Source organism: Streptomyces sp. NPDC055400 (genome assembly GCF_053644375.1).
Map to the genome: position 1 here is coordinate 76,219 of NZ_JBSHLM010000010.1, position 19,190 is coordinate 95,408.

13 protein-coding genes are annotated in these 19,190 nt (G+C 71.2%); 7 read left to right on the forward strand and 6 right to left on the reverse strand.

What is annotated here, in order from left to right; all coding sequences use genetic code 11:
• The first annotated feature begins 6 nt into the window (after positions 1 to 6).
• The 7 genes from ACWIGU_RS25815 (at position 7) to ACWIGU_RS25845 (ending at position 6,803) form a co-directional block, all read left to right on the forward strand.
• Positions 7 to 807, forward strand: coding sequence for a tyrosine-protein phosphatase (locus ACWIGU_RS25815; RefSeq protein WP_454404079.1), 801 nt, complete (start codon positions 7 to 9; stop codon positions 805 to 807).
• Positions 808 to 914: 107 nt separating this feature from the next.
• Positions 915 to 1,436 (forward strand): tetratricopeptide repeat protein, encoded by a 522-nt coding sequence (locus tag ACWIGU_RS25820; protein WP_454404080.1) that lies wholly within the window; start codon positions 915 to 917, stop codon positions 1,434 to 1,436.
• Positions 1,437 to 1,491: 55 nt separating this feature from the next.
• Positions 1,492 to 3,405 carry a hypothetical protein gene (locus ACWIGU_RS25825; protein ID WP_454404081.1) on the forward strand — a complete coding sequence of 638 codons (1,914 nt, stop codon included), beginning with the start codon at positions 1,492 to 1,494 and terminating at the stop codon, positions 3,403 to 3,405.
• Between the two features lie 99 nt (positions 3,406 to 3,504).
• Entirely contained in the window at positions 3,505 to 4,434 is a 930-nt protein-coding gene (locus ACWIGU_RS25830) for a metal-dependent hydrolase (RefSeq protein ID WP_454404082.1), read from the forward strand.
• 2 nt (positions 4,435 to 4,436) lie between these two features.
• Positions 4,437 to 5,513 carry a PDR/VanB family oxidoreductase gene (locus ACWIGU_RS25835; RefSeq protein ID WP_454404083.1) on the forward strand — a complete coding sequence of 359 codons (1,077 nt, stop codon included), beginning with the start codon at positions 4,437 to 4,439 and terminating at the stop codon, positions 5,511 to 5,513.
• A gap of 56 nt (positions 5,514 to 5,569) precedes the next feature.
• Entirely contained in the window at positions 5,570 to 6,280 is a 711-nt protein-coding gene (locus tag ACWIGU_RS25840) for a TetR/AcrR family transcriptional regulator (protein ID WP_356284420.1), read from the forward strand.
• Between the two features lie 4 nt (positions 6,281 to 6,284).
• Positions 6,285 to 6,803, forward strand: coding sequence for a GNAT family N-acetyltransferase (locus ACWIGU_RS25845; RefSeq protein WP_454404084.1), 519 nt, complete (start codon positions 6,285 to 6,287; stop codon positions 6,801 to 6,803).
• 65 nt (positions 6,804 to 6,868) lie between these two features.
• Here ACWIGU_RS25845 and pulA read toward each other — a convergent pair whose 3' ends face one another.
• The 6 genes from pulA to ACWIGU_RS25875 all read right to left on the reverse strand — a co-directional run bounded on the left by pulA (position 6,869) and on the right by ACWIGU_RS25875 (position 18,942).
• Positions 6,869 to 12,193, reverse strand: a complete 5,325-nt coding sequence (pulA, locus tag ACWIGU_RS25850) for a pullulanase-type alpha-1,6-glucosidase (RefSeq protein WP_454404085.1) — start codon at positions 12,191 to 12,193, stop codon at positions 6,869 to 6,871.
• A gap of 136 nt (positions 12,194 to 12,329) precedes the next feature.
• Positions 12,330 to 13,712, reverse strand: coding sequence for an alpha-amylase (locus ACWIGU_RS25855; RefSeq protein ID WP_454404086.1), 1,383 nt, complete (start codon positions 13,710 to 13,712; stop codon positions 12,330 to 12,332).
• 110 nt (positions 13,713 to 13,822) lie between these two features.
• Positions 13,823 to 15,580 (reverse strand): glycoside hydrolase family 13 protein, encoded by a 1,758-nt coding sequence (locus ACWIGU_RS25860; protein WP_454404087.1) that lies wholly within the window; start codon positions 15,578 to 15,580, stop codon positions 13,823 to 13,825.
• 52 nt (positions 15,581 to 15,632) lie between these two features.
• Positions 15,633 to 16,544 (reverse strand): sugar ABC transporter permease, encoded by a 912-nt coding sequence (locus ACWIGU_RS25865; protein WP_454404088.1) that lies wholly within the window; start codon positions 16,542 to 16,544, stop codon positions 15,633 to 15,635.
• A gap of 19 nt (positions 16,545 to 16,563) precedes the next feature.
• Positions 16,564 to 17,562, reverse strand: coding sequence for a carbohydrate ABC transporter permease (locus ACWIGU_RS25870; RefSeq protein ID WP_454404089.1), 999 nt, complete (start codon positions 17,560 to 17,562; stop codon positions 16,564 to 16,566).
• 105 nt (positions 17,563 to 17,667) lie between these two features.
• Positions 17,668 to 18,942: an extracellular solute-binding protein gene (locus ACWIGU_RS25875; RefSeq protein ID WP_454404090.1), complete on the reverse strand. Its 1,275-nt coding sequence runs from the start codon at positions 18,940 to 18,942 to the stop codon at positions 17,668 to 17,670.
• Positions 18,943 to 19,190 lie beyond the last annotated feature (248 nt).

Here is a 19,190-nt window from a genome sequence, read left to right on the forward strand (position 1 = left end):
CCGCCCATGCCCGCGATCCCCGCCACCACCGTCGCCAGCCTCCGTGACCTCGGCGGGATCCCGCTGCCCGGCGGACGCACCGTACGCCCGGGCCTCGCCCTGCGGTCCGGGCAGCTCGACCGGCTCGACCCCGCGACCGATCCGGCGTTCGCCGCGCTCGGCATCCGCACGATCGTCGACTTCCGCACCAACAGCGAGCGCGCCTCCCACCCCGACCACGTCCCCGACGGCGTCCATGTCCTGGTCGCGGACGCGCTCGCCGACAAGATCGCCCAGACCGGGGCCGCACCCGTCTCCGCGCAGCTCAGGCATGTCCTGTCCGACCCGGCGCTCGCCGACGAGAAGCTCGGCGGCGGGCGCGCCGAGTCACTCTTCGCCGACACCTACCGCGCCCTCGTCTCCACGAAGTCCGCGCGGGCCGCCTACCGCACGCTCCTGACCGAACTGGCCGACCCCGACGCGGGCCCGCTGCTCTTCCACTGCACCGCGGGCAAGGACCGCACCGGCTGGGCCGCGGCGGTCGTTCTGACGCTCCTCGGCGCGGACCAGGCGGCCCTGGAGTCGGAGTACCTGTCGGTCAACTCGGCGGTACGGGAGGCCTTCGCGCCGCTCGTCGAGGGGTTCACCGCGCAGGGCGGCGACCCGGAGATCGCGCTCGCGCTGATCGGCGTACAGGCGTCGTACCTGCACGCCGCGCAGGACGAGGTGGCGGTGCAGTACGGGGACTTCGAGACGTACGTGCGCGAGGGGCTCGAGGTGCCGGACGAGGCGGTGGAACGGATCCGGAAGCGGCTGACGGCCGGGTGACGCGGGGGTGCGAGGGTTCGGGGGCGCGGGTGGCGTGGGAGCTCGGGGGTGCGGGATCCCGGCGAAACCCCTGTGCCGCGTGGGCACATCCGTGCCAAGGTGGCCCGATGAGCAGCGAAGACTGGGAAGCGCGCTTGAGCGCGGTGTGGGCGAGCATCGACGCCTCCGACGGGTCCGCAGCGTCCACCGCGGGCGACTTCCGTGCCGCCATCGACGACCTCGTCGCCGAGTTGCCGGACGGCAGCCCGCTCGGCCCGTTCGAGCGCGCCAGCGCGTTCGACTCGACCGGTCACTCGGACCGGGCCGTGCCGCTGTACCAGGAGGCCCTGAAGCTCGGCCTGTCCGGCTACCGGGGCCGCCGCGCGAAGATCCAGCTCTCCAGCTCCCTGCGCAACACGGGCAGGCCCGAGGAAGGTGTGGCCCTTCTCACGCCCGAACTCGACGCGCCCTCCGACGAGTTGGACGACGCCGTGCGCGCCACGCTGGCGTTGTGCCTGTCCAGCCTGGGCCGGGACCGCGAGGGTCTGTCACTGGTCCTCGGCGCGCTGGCGCCCCATCTGCCCCGATACCAGAGGTCGATGGCGAATTACGCCCGCCTGCTGGTCGAACCGGAGCCGGAGCCGGGGTGACACCGTGAAGTGACCATCCGACGATTCGCTCGTTCAGCTGAACGTGTTGTCGAAGGTGCAGTCACAGGATGTCGTCCCCCGTCCCGGTCCGGTCGTCGACGTGGAGCAGGCCGAGGCCGCTCTCGTCGAGCACTACCCGCGGCTCGTCCGGCTCGCCTATCTGGTGCTCCCGCCCAGCCTCGGCCGCAACCGCCGGGTACTCACGGCGCACTCCCTGACCCAGCGCGCCCTGCCGCGTGCCCGCGCCTCGGCCGACGCCGCGGCCGTCCCGGCGCCCCGCACCGCCGAAGGGCGCAACGGCGATCCGGGCTACGGATTCGTACGGCTCCGGGTCCTGCGCACCGCGCTCGACGCCGGCCGCCCGCTGCGGCGCAGGGCCTGGCCCCGGCGCTCCCAACTGCCTCCGCTGCTTCCCCAGGTGTGGGGTCTGCGGCTCTTCCCGCGCTCGGGCGGGGCCGACGAACTGGCCCTGGACCAGGGGCTGTCCGCGCTCAGCGGCCCCGGCCGCGCCGCGTTCGTCCTGCGCGGCCTCGAACGGCTCGACGACAGCGCCGTACGGAACCTGCTGGGCGCGGCCGGTGCCGAGGACCCGGACGCGGCGCTCGCCGAGGCGGACGGCGTGACCATGCCGGCGGGGAAGAACGCGCTCGCCCTCCTGGAGTCGACGGAGTTCGACCCGTGCTCGCTCCAGGCCAGGCCGCCCGATCTGATGCGGCGCAGGCAGCATGTGAAGGCCGTGATCGCGGCAGCCGCGGCGACGCTGGTGTGCGGGGCGCTGCTCGGCCTGCCGGGCGGCGGCTGGGGCCCCGAGGGGGCCGCGGCGCCCGCGTACGCGCAGAACCCGGCGGGCCTGGCCGCCCTGGATCCCGGCAAGTTGACGAGGGTCCCGGCCACGGCGTGGCAGACGTCGGCCCGTACGGACTTCTCGGTGTGGCCCGCGCGCGGCTCCCTGGCCGGCGACCGGCCGCTGCTGCGGCGCGCCCTCGCGGTCTGGGCGCGGCCGGGCGGCTCCGTCCAGGTCTCCGCGACACCGGGCACCCAGGCCGGAGCCCCGCCCGGACCCCCGCAGCTGCTGTACGCGGGCGAGGTCGACCAGGCGCGGATCGTGCTGTTCTACGACGGCCTTCGCATCGTGCGGTACGCGGAGCCGAAGGACGGCACGAGCGGCGCCGCGCTCGACTTCGCACGGGCGGACGGCGCCACGGGCCCGGAGGCCGGCGCCCTGGTCGTGGACCGGGCCGACGGCAACGTGCGCTATCTGACCGCGCCCTGGGTGCGGAGCGCCGCCGTGCGGAACCTGCTGCGTCCGTCGGCGGCGCCGATGCCGATCGACCGCGCCCCCGACGGCGTGACGGCCCCGTTCGCCAGCCCCGCGCTCGCCCGCGACTGCACGTCGTGGAACGCGCTCGCCCTGCGGGACGACGCGGGCACCCGCCTCTCCACCGACCTCGGCGAGCTCGTGCCCGCCCATCTCACGGCGGGCCGTCCCGGCGCGCCGCGCGAGGCGGTCGCGGCCGACTGGCAGCACTCGGCGTGCTTCCTCACCTCCGTACGCTCGCACGGCGTGCGCACCGTCAACTCCTGGTCGTACGCGCGCCAGCAGCTCCCGGAGGGCAGCGGCGCGGCGGACTGGGCGTGCGCGCGGGCCGACACCTGGCGGGGCGGCGGAGCGCGGACGCTGGCCCTGTTCACGGCGCCCGGCGGGACGACGGCGGCGGTCGCCGCGAAGTCGGAGGGGACCCCGGCCTGCGGCAGCCGGGACCCGCTGGTCCTCGCGGGCGTGCTGTGGAAGTCGCGGGGCGGCACCTGGTACGTGGTGGCCGCCGCGAGCAAGCAGGTCACGTCGATCGCGTCGTCGGGCGGCGCCCGGGCCGCGGACAACGTCCTCGCCGCGCCCACCCGGCAGGGGGCCAGGACGAAGCTGACCGGCCGCACGGCGACAGGCCGCGAGGTGGGCGCCCTGCGCTGAACCGCCGGCGCCCCGGCGGACACCCCTTGCTGACACTTCCGTAAAGAAATCGGCGCACGAGGGGTGTACCCGCCTCCTACCCGTCAGTACATTGACGCCATGTCTCATAAGCAGAGCCGGGCACCGCGGCCCGTCGCTGACGAGCGCGTCGCGCTCAAGGCACGCAGGGTCTCCTTCTCCTGGGACAGGACCCCGCTGCACTGGATCCCGGACGACCCGTTCACCACGCACACGATCAACGTGCTGCATCTCCTGCTGCCCGCCGGAGAGCGCTGGTTCGTGCACGTCTACAAGCAGGTCCTGCCGTACATCCGCGACGATCGGCTCCGCGAGGACGTGATCGGGTTCATCGGCCAGGAGGCCATGCACTCGCAGGCCCACGACGAAGTGCTGCCGCACCTCAAGGAGCAAGGACTCGACCCGACCCCGTACACCGCGCAGGTCGACTGGTTCTTCGAGAAGCTGCTCGGTGACCGGACGCTGCCGCCGGGGCGGGCGCGCGAGTGGTGGCTGATGGAGCGGGTCGCGCTCATCGCCGCGATCGAGCACTACACGGCGTTCCTCGGCGACTGGGTGCTCAACGCGGACGAGCTGGACCGCAAGGGCGCGGACCCCACGATGCTGGACCTGCTGCGCTGGCACGGCGCGGAGGAGGTCGAGCACCGCTCGGTCGCCTTCGAGCTGTTCGAGCACGTCGACGGCGGCTACCGGCGCCGGGTGCGGACCTGGGCGCTCGCGTTCTCGGCGCTGATGTTCCTGTGGCAGCGCGGGGCGCGCTTCTTCATGGAGAACGACCCGACGGTGCTCGACGGCAAGGCGTCGTTCAAGGAGTTCTACCAGGGCGGGAAGCGGGGCGTCCTGCCCTCCACTGGCGCCATGGTGAAGTCCATCCCGCGCTATCTCAGCCGCTCCTACCACCCCTCCCAGGAGGGCAGCACCGCGCAGGCGGTCGCCTATCTGGCCACCTCCCCCGCCGCGACGGCGGCGAGCGCGGCGGCGAGCACCAAGCCCTCGAACGGAGCCGTCTGACCATGCCCCGTCTCCGCACCCCACGGCTGCGTACCGTCCTGCTCGTCACCGGCTCCGCCCTGCTCGCGCGCCGCGCCCTGCGCCGCCGCATCCAGGCGTCCCCGCTGTGGCCGATGCCCGCGCTCGACGAGCCGGTCTCGGGCCGTCCGCGCGCGCGTGCCCTGCGGCTCCTCGTCGCGCGGCACGAGTCCGTCGCCGACGGTGTCGTCCAACTGCGCCTCGAGGGGCAGGACCTGCCCGCCTGGGAGCCGGGCGCGCATCTCGACCTCGTCCTGCCGTCGGGGCTGATCCGGCAGTACTCGCTGTGCGGTGACCCCGAGGACACCTCGTCGTACACCGTGGCGACGCGGCTCATCGAGGACGGCAGGGGCGGCTCGCGCGAGGTGCACGAGCAGCTGCACGAGGGGTCGGAGGTCGAGGTGCGCGGCCCGCGCAACCGCTTCCCCCTCACCGCCGGCGCCCCGTCGTACGTGTTCGTCGCGGGCGGCATCGGCATCACGCCGGTCCTGCCGATGCTGCGGGCCCTCGAAGCCCGGGGCGCGGACTGGCGGCTGCTGTACGCGGGCCGCACGCGCGCGTCGATGCCGTTCCTGGAGGAGGCGGAGAAGCTCGGCGGCGAGCGGGGCAGGGTGCGCGTCGTCGCCGAGGACGAGGAGGGGCGCCCCGATCTGGCGGGCCTGCTCGCACAGGCGGCGCCGGACACCGCGGTCTACTGCTGCGGGCCGGAGGGGCTGATGGAGGCCGTGGCGGCGGCGCTTCCCGGCCACTGCGCGCTGCATCTCGAACGGTTCGCCCCGCACACGTCGGCCGACGGCAACGGGCCGTTCGAGGTCGAACTGCGGCGCACCGGCCGCACCGTCCCCGTACCGGCGGGCACTTCGGTGCTCGCGGCGGTGCGCGCCGAGGTGCCGAGTGTGGCGTACTCCTGCGAGCAGGGGTTCTGCGGGACGTGCCAACAGCGGGTCCTGGAGGGCGAGATCGACCACAGGGACGAGCTGCTCACGGACTCGGAGCGTGACGACTCGATGCTGATCTGTGTCTCCCGGGCGCGCGGGGAGCGGCTCGTGCTGGACCTGTGACCGGCTCACGCGGACCGGCCCCGCACGGGGCCGGAATTGCTCGGTAGGGTGTTCGTATGACAACCGGGGTGCGCCGCAGGATGGGAGTCGAGGAGCGCCGGCAGCAGTTGATCGGGGTCGCACTCGAACTGTTCAGCCACCGCTCCCCCGACGACGTCTCCATCGACGAGATAGCCGCGGCCGCGGGCATTTCCCGGCCACTGGTCTACCACTACTTCCCGGGCAAACTCAGCCTGTACGAGGCGGCGTTGAGGCGCGCGGCGGACGATCTCGGGCAGCGCTTCGTGGAGCCGCAGGAGGGTCCGCTCGGGGCCCGGCTCATCCGGGTCATGGGCCGGTTCTTCGACTTCGTGGACGAGCACGGGCCCGGCTTCTCGGCGCTGATGCGGGGCGGCCCCGCCGTCGGCTCGTCGACGACGAACGCGCTCATCGACTCGGTCCGGCAGGCCGCGTACGTCCAGATCCTCACGCACCTCGGCGTCACCGACCCGCCGCCCCGCCTGGAGCTGGTGGTGCGCTCGTGGATCTCGCTCGCCGAGTCCACGGCGCTGATCTGGCTGGACGGGCGGCGCATCCCGCGCCGTGAGCTGGAGGCGCAGCTCGTGCACGACTTCGCGGCGCTCGCCGCGGTGAGCGCCGCCTACGACGAGGAGATGGCGGGGCTGCTGCGCCACATCCTGGCGGACGAGCCCGCCGACGGGACGTTCGGCGACCTCATCGGGCGCCTGGTCGCACTCGCGCCCGCTCCCGCCCCCTTGGGGTCATGACTCCATGACGCCACGACTCACGTTCCGCGGGGCCACCGACGGACCCGACGACCTCGCCGCGCTCGTCGCCCTGTACGACGGGGCGGCGCGCTGGATGGTGGAGCAGGGCATCGACCAGTGGCAGCCCGGCGAGAAGACCGAGGACCACTTCCGCCTCCGGATCAAGGAGGGCGAGGTGTGGTTCGCCGGCGACGCGCTTTCCGAAGGGGTCGGCGCGTACGAGCTGTGGTGGGACGACGAGCCCGCGTGGGGTGTCCGGCCGCCCGAGGCCGGCTATGTGCACCGCCTCATGGTGCGGCGCGGCGCCCCGGCCGGTACGGGCCGCGCGCTGCTCGCGCACGCCGAGGAGCGGGTCGCCGCCGCGGGCCGTGACCTGTGCCGCCTGGACTGTGTCTCGACGAACCCCCGGCTGCGGGCCTACTACGAGCGGGCGGGCTACGCGGTGGTGGGCGAGCAGCCGTTCAAGTCGGGCACGGGCGGCAGCAAGTACGCGGTGACGCTCATGGAGAAGCGGGTCGGCTGACGCGGACGCCCGGCACGGCAGGACTCGTTCCCCCTGCCGTGCCGGGCGTCCGGCCTTCCTCCCGGTCAGCGCGTGAACACCGCCACCGTGCGCGCCGGGACCGTGAACGTTCCCGAACCGGCTTCGTACGAGGCCGACTTCACCGCGGAATCGGCGCCCGCCGCCTGCACCGGATGCAGCCGGTACGAGGTGCCCGCCACCGCGCCGACGCGCTGCTCCTGCGTGTGCGGCGTGGCGTTGAAGACGACGACGAGGTCGCCGAGGCGCATGGTGATCACCCCGGGCGTCTCGTCCTTGCCGGAGAGCGGGAAGGACAGCTTCTCCTGCACCTGCCCGGTCGTGGCGAGGCCGAACGCCGGCTCTGTCGTGCGGATCTTCAGCAGGTCCCGGTACGCGGCCGACGTCCCTTCGATGTCCGCGCACTTCGCGGCGGGCACCGAGGTCAGCAGGGGGGTGGCGTAAGGCCACTTGTCCTTGTTGTCGGCGGCCGGGGGCAGCCCGCGCCCGAAGCCGTTGCCGTCACGGCAGTCCCAGTGGATGGCGTTGAACCAGTCGCCGCTGTCGAAGGAGTTGCGGTCGAGGGACTTGGACCGCAGCAGGTCGGTGCCGGCCTGGGAGAGCGCGGGGCCCTGGGAGAGCGTGGCCGTCGCGAGGGCGAGGACCTGCATGCGCGAGCGGTCCGCGGCGCTGGTGGAGGCGGGCAGTTTGTAGGTGAGCGCGTCGTAGAGGGACTCGTTGTCGTGGGCGTCGGCGTAGGCGAGGGCGTCGCCCGGGGCGTCGGCGTATCCGGCGGGTGCGCCGTTGTAGTCGACGTCCGAGCCCTTGACCGTGCGGCCGTCGCTGCCGGTGAAGGTGTAGGCGGCGAGGTTCCCCGTGAGGCCGACCTTGATCAGGTCCTGGTAGTGCAGGAGGCGGGCCTTCTGCTCGGCCTCGGTGCCGTTCGCCTTCGAGGAGTTGGGGTCGGTGTAGAGGCCGGAGGCGAAGCCCTGGACGCCGGGGTCGGCGTCGAAGGGGCTGCCGCCGCGCACGGCGTCACGGGCGCGGTCGGAGAAGGTGGCGATGCCGGTGCCCGCCATGTTCTTCTGCGTGGCCTGTACGAAGCGGGCGTCATCGGCGACCTCGCCGAAGTTCCAGCCCTCCCCGTAGAGGATGATCTTCTTGCCGTCGACGCCGTCCTTCTCGACGGTGAGCGCGTCGAGGGCCTTCCTGACGGCGAGGATGTTGGCCTTGGGGTGGTGTCCCATCAGGTCGAAGCGGAAGCCGTCGACCTTGTACTCCTTGGCCCAGGTGACGATCGAGTCGACGACGAGCTTGCCCATCATCGCGTTCTCCGGGGCGGTGTTCGCGCAGCACGTGGAGGTGGCGACGGAGCCGTCGGCCATGAGGCGCTGGTAGTAGCCGGGCACGATGCGGTCGAGCACGGACGTCTTGGCCTGGCCGCTCGCGGCGGTGTGGTTGTAGACGACGTCCATGACGACGCGCAGCCCGTCCGCGTTCAGGGACCCGACCATCTTGCGGAACTCGACGGTGCGTGCGGTGCCGTCCGGGTCACTGGCGTAGGAGCCTTCGGGGACGGTGTAGTGGTACGGGTCGTAGCCCCAGTTGTAGGCGTCCTTGGCGGCGCTCTTGCCGACGCACTCCTGCTGCCGGTCCGAGGCGGCACCGAAGGAGTTCAAGTCGCAGTCCGGGGTGGCCTGTTCGGACTTCTTCTCGGGGATCGTGGCGATGTCGAACGCGGGCAGGAGATGCACGTACGAGGTGCCGGCCTTCGCCAGTTCGCGCAGGTGCTCGCTGCCCTTGCTGTCCTTGTCGGTGAAGGCGAGGTAGGTGCCGGGGTGCTTGGCGGTGCGGTCCTCGACGGAGAAGTCGCGGATGTGGAGCTCCTGGATCTGCGCGTCGCGCAGCGGCACGGCCTTCGGCTTCTTCAGGGCCGACCAGCCGGACGGGGCGAGGTTCTTCGCGTCGAGGTCGACGACGAGACTGCGCTCCGAGTCGGCGGTGAGGGCGGTGGAGTACGGGTCGGTGACCTTGTTCGTGACGGTCTTCTGGACGCTGGGAGCCCATACCTTCACGGCGTAGCGGTACCGCTTGCCCTGCCAGGAGCGCGGGCCCTGCACGGACCAGACGCCGGTCGCGCCGTCGCGGCGCATGGCGACGGTGCGGCCGTCGAGGTCGAGGGCGACGGACTGGGCGGTGGGCGCCCAGACGGACAGGGTGACGCCGCTCTTGGTGAAGACGGGTCCGAGTGACGCCTTGCCGGCTTTCTGCGCGTACAGGTCGTCGAGAACTCCCGCTGTCTGTACGCCCGTTGCGGTGACGAGTGCGCCGTTGGCGATGCGCCGGGTGAGGATCAGCTGGCTCTTGAGGGCGTCGCCGACCCGGTCGCGGTCGCGGGGGTCGACGGTGTAGGCGTCGTACTTCTTCAGCTGGGGGAAGCGCGCGAGCTGGGCGTCGGTGAGCCCGCCGGCGGCCTTGTTCAGCCGCAGCCACTGCCCCTCGCTGCTGAGCGCGCCGTCCTTGACCGTGATGCCGCCGTCGCGGTCGTACACGAGCTGGGCGGACAGGGCCGCCGCACCGTCAGCGGGCAGCGCGACCGTGTCGCGGTCGATCCACTGCGCCTCGGACTTCGCGAGGTCGAGATCGGGCGCTCCCCCGGTCTGCGGGAGCAGGTGGCGGGGCTGTCCGGCGAGCAGCCAGACCTCGTTGCCGTCGGCGGTGAGGTCGAGGGACTGGTCGGTGGGCAGGTCCTTCTCGTCCCCCTTGTGCAGGATGTAGCTGAGCGAGGTCGCACCGTCGGCGAGCGGCACCTCGAAGGTGACGCCGTACGCGTCCTTCTTCACGGGCGCGAGCGGCTTGGACCAGTCCGTGGGGTTCTTGGCGCCGGTCCAGGTGTGCAGCCCCCAGCCGTCGTAGTCGCCGTCGGCGCGCTGGTAGTGCAGGACCGCCTTGGCCTTGTCCTGCGGCGGGTAGGTGCCGTCGGGGGAGGCCGTGGCCTGGCCGTCCTTGCCCTGCTCGACCCAGACCTCACCGGTCGCACCGAGATCGATGGTGCGCTGCGGCCCGTCGGCGGTGCCACTCTTCTCGACGGTGTACGTGAGGCTGCCGGAGCCGGCATCGCCTGCGAGCTTCACCCAGGCGAAGGCGCCGTACGCGTCACGGCCGGTGAAGTCCCCCGTTCCGGCGGGCGACTTGAGCTGCCAGCCGTCGTAGTCGCCGTCGGTCCGCTTGTAGTGGACGACGGCGTAGGCGCGGTCGACGGCGCTGGGCTTCGCGGGCGCGGGTGACTGCCCCGCCGTCGACTCGGCGAGGTCGCCGGCGGTACGTCCGGCGCGGTCGACCACAACTGCCTTGTACCGCAGGGGCGTTCCGGCGGCCACGGTCGCGGGGATGTGCTGGGTGATCCGGTACGGCGCGTGGTCGACGGAGCCGAGGGTGTGCCAGGCGCCGTTGCCGGTCTGGGCCGCGAAGACGACGCGGTTCAGCTGTCCGCCGTCGGTGTCCGCCTGGAGGGTCACCGTGCCGGTGGCCCCGGCGGCGGGGGCGTGGAGGGTGACCGAGGGCTTGGCGGCGGGCGCGGGCAGCGTCTTCGCGGCCTTGTAGACGACGGCGGAACCGGCGGGGACGGTGACGGTGACGTCCTTGCCGGATCCGCTGGTCACGGGCTTGTCGGTGCCGTAGATGCCGTCGAAGCGGGTGCCGGCCGAGCCGGTCGCGAAGGTGGCGTCCTCGGCCTCGGCGGCGTTGTTCAGGGCGACGACGTACTCGGTGCCGGTCTTCGGGTCCGTGCGCGAGAAGGCGTACACGGGGCCCTTGGCGTAGCGCTCGGTCTGGACGCCGTCGGCCAGGGCCGGGTTGTCCTTGCGGAGCTTTCCGAGAGCGGCGATCTCCTTGTAGAGCGGTGCGCTCGTGTCGTAGGAGTCCTCGGCGTGGGTGCGGTTCGTGCCCAGTTCGTCGTCGTCGAGGTAGTCGTCGACCTTGGAGGCGAACATGGTCTGCCGGGCGTCCTTGTCACCGCCGGAGCCGGTGAAGCCCTGCTCGTCGCCGTAGTAGACGACGGGGTTGCCGCGCGACAGGAACATCACGGCGTTGGCCAGCTTGTCGCGCCGCACGAGGTCGGCGTCGGACGCCTTCGCGTCGTCGGCCTTGAGGAACGAGCCGATGCGGCCCATGTCGTGGTTGCCGAGGAACGTGACCTGCTCGTACGCGTTCGCCTTGCCGGAGGCGTACTTGTAGTCGTCGGCGAAGACCTTGGCGAGCCGGTCGGCCGGGGCGCCCTGGGAGGCGTAGGCGCGGGCCGCGTCCTGGAAGGGGAAGTCGAGGGTCGCGTCGAGGCGGCCGCGGGTGACGTACGGGGACGTGACGTCGGTGTCGGCGGAGTACACCTCGCCGAACATGAAGAAGTCGGGCCTGCCGTGCTTCTTCGCGTATCCGTCCAGCGCGGTGGCCCACTGGGTCCAGAAGTCCAGGTCGACGTGTTTGACGGTGTCGATGCGGAACCCGTCGATGTCGAAGTCCCGCACCCACCGCTCGTAGATCTTCTCCATGCCGGAGACGACCTCGGGCCGCTCGGTCCAGAGGTCGTCGAGCCCGCCGAAGTCGCCGTACTCGGCGCTCTCCCCGGCGAAGGTGGAGTCGCCCCGGTTGTGGTACATCGCCGGGTCGTTGAGCCAGGCGGGCACCTTCTGTCCGGTGTTCTTCGGGGTGTACGGGAACGAGTCGGCGTCGACCTTGCGCATGCCGTCCCGGTCGTCGAAGGGGCGGCCCTGCGTGTCGAGGTAGGGGTAGGCGCCCTTGGGGCGGTAGCCGTACTCCTTCTCGGCGTAGTCGACGGTGTCGGCGGTGTGGTTGGTGATGACGTCGAAGAAGACCTTCATGCCCTTGGCGTGCGCGCGGGCGATCAGCTTCGTGAGGTCGGCGTTGGTGCCGAAGTGCGGGTCGACCTGCGTGAAGTCGGTGATCCAGTAGCCGTGGTACCCGGCGGAGGCGTCCTTGCCCTCGCCCTGGACGGGCCGGTTCTTGAAGATCGGGGCGAGCCAGATGGAGGTGGTGCCGAGGCCCTTGATGTAGTCGAGCCGCTCGGTCAGGCCCTTGAGGTCGCCGCCCTGGTAGAAGCCCTTGTCCGTGGGGTCGTAGCCGGTGGCCGAGCGTGAACCGGTGAGCCCGCCACGGTCGTTGGAGGTGTCGCCGTTCGCGAAGCGGTCCGGCATGACGAAGTAGAACTGCTCGCGGGTGAGGTCGTGCCGCGCGGGCGCGGCGGCGAGCCGGGCGTCGGACGGGGGCGCGGGCGCCCTCTCGGCGGCGGCCGCCAGGGGCAGGGCCGGGGCCAAGGCCGCGCACAGGGCGACGGCGAGGACGGCCGCGGTTCTTCGCGGCAGGGCGGGGCGTATCACGGGAACTCCTCGACGGGAGGGCTGCGGGAGGGACACGGGGGTGCGCGGGGGTGCGCGGACAGGGCCGCCCGGCGCGAGCGGGGAGGACGCGCCGGGCGGCCGGAACGGGGTTACTGAGGAGGGGAAGGGATCCGGGTCAGCAGCCGGACTTGCCGGCGTACAGGGCGAGGGCCGTGTTCGACCCGAGCGTCGCCGTGAACTGGCCCGAACCGTTCACGCTCACCGCCTTGTTGCTCTGCACATCGCAGTACGTGCCCGCGGCGAGCGACGTCTGGTAGGTGCGGGTGAGCGCGGAGGACTCGTGGTTGATCGCGACGTAGCCCTTGCTGCCGCGGCCGAAGGCGATGGCGTCGGCGCCGTTGTCCCACCAGTCGGTGACGGACTGGCCGCGGGTGGTGTTGCGGAAGGCGACCATGGACTGGATCTCGGGCCAGGCGTGCTGGCACTTCCAGCCGTCCTGCCAACAGGCGTTCACCGTGCCGCCGTTGGGCGGCCCGGCGTCCTTGTCGGTCCATTCGTAGCCGGAGTTGATGTCCGGCGATCCGTAGGGCCAGGCCAGCATGAAGACGTTCGCCAGGGTGTAGTTGGCGCCGTCCTTGTAGTTGAGGGTGTCGCCGCCGCGCTCGGTGTCGTGGTTGTCGACGAAGACGGCGGACTGGCCGGAGGCCATATAGCCCCAGCCCTCGCCGTAGTTCTTCAGGTAGGCGAGGTTCTCGCTGTTGAAGACGCGCTTGAGGTCGCGGGCGTACCGGAACTCCTGGACGTCGCCCGTGCCGGTGTACTCACTGGGTGAGACGGCTTCGCCGGCGCCGTAGATCGCCTCCTGTTTCCAGTAGGCGTTCGGGTTGCTGAGCCGCGACTTGATGTTGGCGAGGTCGGCGGCGGCGATGTGCTTGGCGGCGTCGATCCGGAACCCGTCGACGCCGAGCGAGAGGAGGTCGTTCATGTACGCGGCGATCCGGCCCCGCACGTACTCCTCGCCGGTGTCGAGGTCGGCGAGTCCGACGAGCTCGCACTCCTGGACGTTGAACCGGTCCTGGTAGTTGCTGATCTGCGCGGTGCAGTTGTCCATGTCGGCGGCCGAGTAGGTGCCGGGGTAGTCGTACTTGGAGTACGAGGAGCCGCCGGTGCCGGTGCCCGATCCGGCGGCCATGTGGTTGATCACGGTGTCCGTGACGACCTTGACGCCGGCCGCGTGGCAGGTGTCGACCATGTTCTTGAAGGCCGTGCGGTCCCCGAGCCTGCCCGCGATCTTGTAACTGACGGGCTGGTACGAGGTCCACCACTGGGAGCCCTGGATGTGCTCCTGGGGCGGCGAGACCTGGACGTATCCGTAGCCTGCGGGACCGAGCCGGGCGGTGCACTCCTTCGCCACCGAGTCGAACCGCCACTCGAAGAGGACGGCGGTGACGTCCTTGGCGCCGGGCGGGGCCGCCTGGGCCGTCCCGGCGGAGCCGGCGGCCCCTATGAGGGTGCCGGCCGCGAGGGCGAGAGCGGCCGCCCGCGATCTGATAGCCATGTTTCCTCCTGCACGTCGGTGTGCTGATGAGGTGTCCCTGCCAATTCGCAGGGGGCTGTGGGGGGTGCCCTCCCCGGCCGCGCGGGGGCCGGGGAGGGCGGTTCAGAACGTCAGACCGTCCACCACACGGTCGTGTCGGCGGGGACCAGCGTGTGACCGTCACCGTTCTCGACGCCGTCGTCGGCCGAGCTGGTGAGCAGGACCCGGCCCGACACGGTCATGCGCACCGCGGCGCCCGTCGTGTTCGCGACGCACACGAACGCCTCGCCGCCGTCGGCCGGCTCCCGCCGGAAGGCGAGCACGCCCTCGGGCGCCTTCAGCCACTCGACACGGTCACCCGCGCCGAGCGCCGGGTGCGCGCGCCGCACGGCCAGCGCCGAGCGGTACATCTCCAGGGTCGAGCCGGGCACCCCGGTCTGCGCCTCCACGCTCAGCGCGCCCCAGCCCGAGGGCTGCGGCAGCCACGAGCCGCCCGCCCCGAAACCGTACGAGGGCCCGTCGACGGTCCACGGGATCGGCACCCGGCATCCGTCGCGGAAGCCGTCCTGCCCGGCCGCGCGGAAGAACGAGGGGTCCTGGCGCACCTCGTCGGGCAGGTCGACGACGTCGGGCAGGCCGAGCTCCTCGCCCTGGTAGACGTACGCGGAGCCGGGCAGCGCCAGCATGAGCAGGGTCGCGGCGCGGGCGCGGCGCAGGCCGAGCGCCGGCTCCGCGGCGACGCGCTGCTGAGTGCCGAGGCCGGGCGGGTTGGCGTAGCGCGTGGTGTGCCGGGTGACGTCGTGGTTGGACAGGACCCAGGTGGCCGGGGCGCCGACGGGACGCATCGAGTCGAGCGAGCGGTCGATGATGTCGCGCAGCTCTGTCGCGTCCCAATAAGAGGACAGGTACTGGAAGTTGAAGGCCTGGTGCAGCTCGTCGGGGCGTACGTAGTTCGCGGTGCGCTCGACGGTGGGAGTCCACGCCTCGGCGACAAAAATCCGCCCGCCCGTCTCCCGCCCCCGCCCTTCTGCGGAAGGCCCTGCGGGCCCCAATTCAATTCCCGCGTACTCGTCGAGGATCAGGCGCCAGGCGCGGTAGATGTCGTGCACGCCGTCCTGGTCGAAGAACGGCATGACGTCATTGCCGAGCAGCTTCAGCTGTTCGTGCGCGCCGAGGTCGGGCAGGCCCTCGGCCTTGACGAGGCCGTGCGCGACGTCGATGCGGAAGCCGTCGACGCCCATGTCGAGCCAGAACCGCAGGATGGAGCGGAACTCGTCGCCGACGGCGGGGTGTTCCCAGTTGAGGTCGGGCTGCTCGGGCGCGAAGAGGTGGAGGTACCACTCACCGTCGGCGACGCGGGTCCAGGCGGGGCCGCCGAAGATGGACTCCCAGTCGTTGGGCGGCAGTTCACCGCTCGCGCCCTTGCCCGCCCGGAAGTGGTAGCGCTCGCGCAGGGGCGATCCGGGTCCTTCGGCGAGGGCCCGCTTGAACCACTCGTGCTGGTCGGACGAGTGGTTGGGCACCAGGTCGACGATGACGCGCAGGCCGAGGCCGTGCGCGTCGCGGATCACGGCGTCCGCGTCGAGGAGGGAGCCGAACATGGGGTCCACGGCACGGTAGTCGGCGACGTCGTAGCCGGCGTCCGCCTGCGGGGACGCGTAGAACGGGCTGAGCCACACCGCGTCCACGCCGAGGTCCCTGAGGTGCGGGAGCCGGGCGCGGATGCCTTCGAGGTCGCCCATGCCGTCGGCGTTGCTGTCGGCGAAGCTGCGCGGATAGACCTGGTAGATCACCGCGTCGCGCCACCAGCCGGTGGACGCCTGCGCGGGAACGGAGGTCGAGGCGGAGGCCGTGGGGGCCTGCGCCGTGTCGGCAGTGTGCTGACTCATGGTGTCCTTGCTGCGTCAGGGGTTTGCGGGCGGGCGGGCGGGGCGGCGGGGCTCAGCCCTTGGTGCCGCCCGCCGTGAGGCCGGTGACCAGGTTCCTCTGGACAAGGTAGAAGAACGCGGACACCGGAATGGCGATCAACACCGCAGTCGCCGCCATGTAGTTCCACTGCGCGTCGTGCTCGCTGACGAAGCTGCGCAGGCCCACGGCGAAGGTGTACTTCTCGTCGTCGAGCATGAACGTGGAGGCGAAGGCGACCTCGCCGAACGCGGTGATGAAGCTGTAGAACGCGGCGACCGCGAGGCCCGGCTTGGCCAGCGGGACGATCAGCCGGGCGAAGGTGCCGAACGGCGAGAGCCCGTCGATGCGGCCGGCCTCGTCGATCTCGTACGGGATGGTGTCGAAGTAGCCCTTGAGGAGCCACGCGCAGTACGGCACCGCGGTCGAGCAGTACACGAGGATGAGGCCGCCGTACGTGTCGATCAGGCCGAGGTTGCCGAGGATCTCGTACATCGGCACGATCAGGACGGCGATCGGGAACGCCTGCGTGAGCAGCAGGACCCACATCAGCTTGCGGTGGCCGGGAAAGCGCATGCGCGAGACGGCGTAGCCGGTGGTGGCGGCGAACAGGACGCCGACGACCGTCGTGCCCAGGGACACGATCAGCGTGGACTGGAGCCACTTGAAGAAGTTGGTGTGCTCCAGGACGAACGAGTAGTTCGAGAAGGTCGCCTTGTCGAGGATGCGCCCGGGGTGGAGGTAGTCGTCCTTGTCCGGGCCCAGCGACAGATAGACCAGCCAGGCGATCGGGAACAGTGCGGTCAGGCTCGCGACGCTCAGCACGCCGTGCGACAGCAACGTCGCGAGGCGGCTGCGCTCGCCGCGCCGGCGCGCGCGGCGCGGGCGGACGGTGTCGGTGACCGGCTGGGCGCCGGTCGCCGGGGTGTCGACGGTCGTGGTGCTCATGGGGGCGGCTCCTGCGGCGTCAGGCGAGCTGCTCATTGCGGTTCAGCCAGCGGTAGTAGAAGGACGTGAAGACGGCGAGGAGCGACAGGAGCAGCACGCCGTACGCGGCGGACTGGGCGTAGTCGCGCGGCTGCTGGCCGAAGCCCAGGTAGTAGGCCCAGGTGACGAGGATCTGGGCGTCGGGCGCGGTGTTGCCGAACAGCAGGAAGATGACGTTGAACTGGTTGAACGTCCAGATGACGCCGAGCAGGACGACGGTGGAGCTGACCGACCGCAGGCCGGGCAGCGTGACGTTCCAGAAGCGCTGCCAGGGGCTCGCGCCGTCCATCTCCGCGGCCTCGTAGAGCACCGGGTCGATCGACTGGAGGCCGCCGAGCAGCGACACCATCATGAACGGCACGCCGCACCAGGTGTTGACCAGGATGGCGGCCGAGCGCTGGAAGAAGGTGTCCTCCAGCCACTGCGGCTGCGGCAGGTGCAGCGAGCCGAGCACGGAGTTGATGATCCCGGAGTCGGACAGCATGATCCGCCACGAGAACACGGTGACGAACGTCGGTACGGCCCACGGCAGGATGAGCAGCAGCCGGTAGAAGGTGCGCCCGCGCATCTTCTGGTTGAGCAGCATCGCGAGGCCGAGCCCGATGACGTAGTGCAGCGCGACGCAGAGCGCCGTCCACACGATCGTCCAGATGAAGTGCGACCAGAAGCGGTCGTAGGAGGTCGGGCCCCACAGGATGTCCGCGTAGTTGTCGAGCCCGATGAACCGGTACGTGGCGTCGATGTGGTTGACGCCGATCGTGCGCGCCGAGTTGAGGCTGTTGGCGTCGGTGAGCGTCAGGTAGAAGCCGCGCACCAGGGGATAGATCACGAGGACCCCGAGCACGAGGACGACCGGCGCGATCATCGCGTACGCGTACCAGTGCTTCTGGTACGAGCGCCGCAGGCGCTTGAGCGGGCCGGGGCGCGGCGCGCGGCCGCCGCGCGTGTTGGCGGCCGTGCTGTCGACGGCGACTGTCATGGTTCGGCACCTTCTGGGGATCGGCTGCTCAGTGCGTGCGGCGCGGCGCCGCCGGTTCCGCCCGCCCCCTCGCGGGCGGAACCGGCGGCAGCCGTCAAAGAGGGGTCACTTGCTGAAGTCGGGGACCAGCTTCACGTACGCGTTCTGCGCGTTGCCGATGCCCTTGTCCAGGGACTCCTTGCCGGTGGCGACCTTGGGCCACTCGGTGTCCAGCGGGGCCCACAGCGAGCTGTACTCGGGCAGTTCGGGGCGCGGCTGGGCGGCGGTGAGGACCTTCTGGAAGCCGGCGATGCCCGGGTCGGTGACGACCTTCGTGGTGTACGCGTCCTGGCGCGTGGGCAGCGTCGAGTTCTTGAGGGCGATCTGCTCCTGCGTGGCCGCGGAGGTCATCCACTTCACGAACTTGAGCGAGGCCTCCTGGTGGGCCTTGTCCGAGCCGGCGTAGACCGAGAGGTTGTGGCCGCCGGTGGGGGCGCCCGCCTTGCCGGCGGAGCCGGCCGGGACGGTCGCGATGCCCAGGTTCTCCTTGTCCTTGAACGCGGAGCCCTTGTAGAAGTTGGTGATCTCCCACGGGCCCTGGATGATCGCGGCGACCTTGCCGTTCACGAACGCGTCCTGGATGTGGGCGTACGCGTCGGCGGTGGCGTCGGCCTTGTGCAGGCCCTTGCCGTCGAAGAGGCCCTGCCAGGTGGTGAGGCCCTTCTTGGCCTCGGGCGAACCGATGGTGATCTTCTTCGCGGTGGCGTCGACGGTGTCGCTGCCCTCGCCGTACAGGAACGGCATCGAGTAGTAGCCCTGCGTGGAGCCCCAGTAGCCGTCGACGCCCGTCTTCGACTTGATCTTGGCCGCGTCGGCCTTCAGGTCGGCCCAGTTCGCGGGCGGCAGGTCGATGCCGGCCTTCTTGAAGAGGTCCTTGTTGTAGACGAGGGCCAGGGTGTCGGTGACCAGGGGCGCGCCGTAGGTCTTGCCGTCGAACTGGGCCTGCTTGATCAGGCTCGGCTGGAACTTGTCCTTCTCGGCGAGGGCCTCGGTGCCGTCGAGCGGCAGGAGGTAGCTCTTCTTCGCGAAGGCCGGCGTCCAGCCGACCTCGGCGCGCAGCACGTCGGGGGCGCCCTTGGAGCCCGCGGCGGTGTCGAACTTGTTCTGCGCCTGGTCGAAGGGGACGTTGACGTAGTTGACCTTGATGCCGGAGTTCGCCTTCTCGAACTCCTTGACCAGGGCCTTGTACGTCGGTGCCTCGTTGGTGGCGTTGGACGTGTCCCACCACGTGATGGTGACGGGCCCGGAGGCCTTGTCACTGCCGCTGTCGCTGCCGCCGCAGGCCGTCGCCGCGAGGGCGAGGGACGCCACCAGAGCGGTGGCCGCTATGCCACGCCGCATGAGATCTCCTAGAGGGTGAAAGCCCGAAGTGGTGGGAGACGGTCCCGTCCGTACCCCTAGCCGACTCGCCGACCGCACCGTTGCCGCCGCCGGGCGACGTGAACGTAACAGCGTTGCAAGCGCGGCGAAAGACCTTGCAGAAAAATATTGCAAGGAGATCCAGTCGGTTATCGGTCCGTGACCTGCGCTCCGATGCCTACGGGCACGTTGCCGGGCCTGACAGGCCATGGATGCCTTGTGCAAGAATC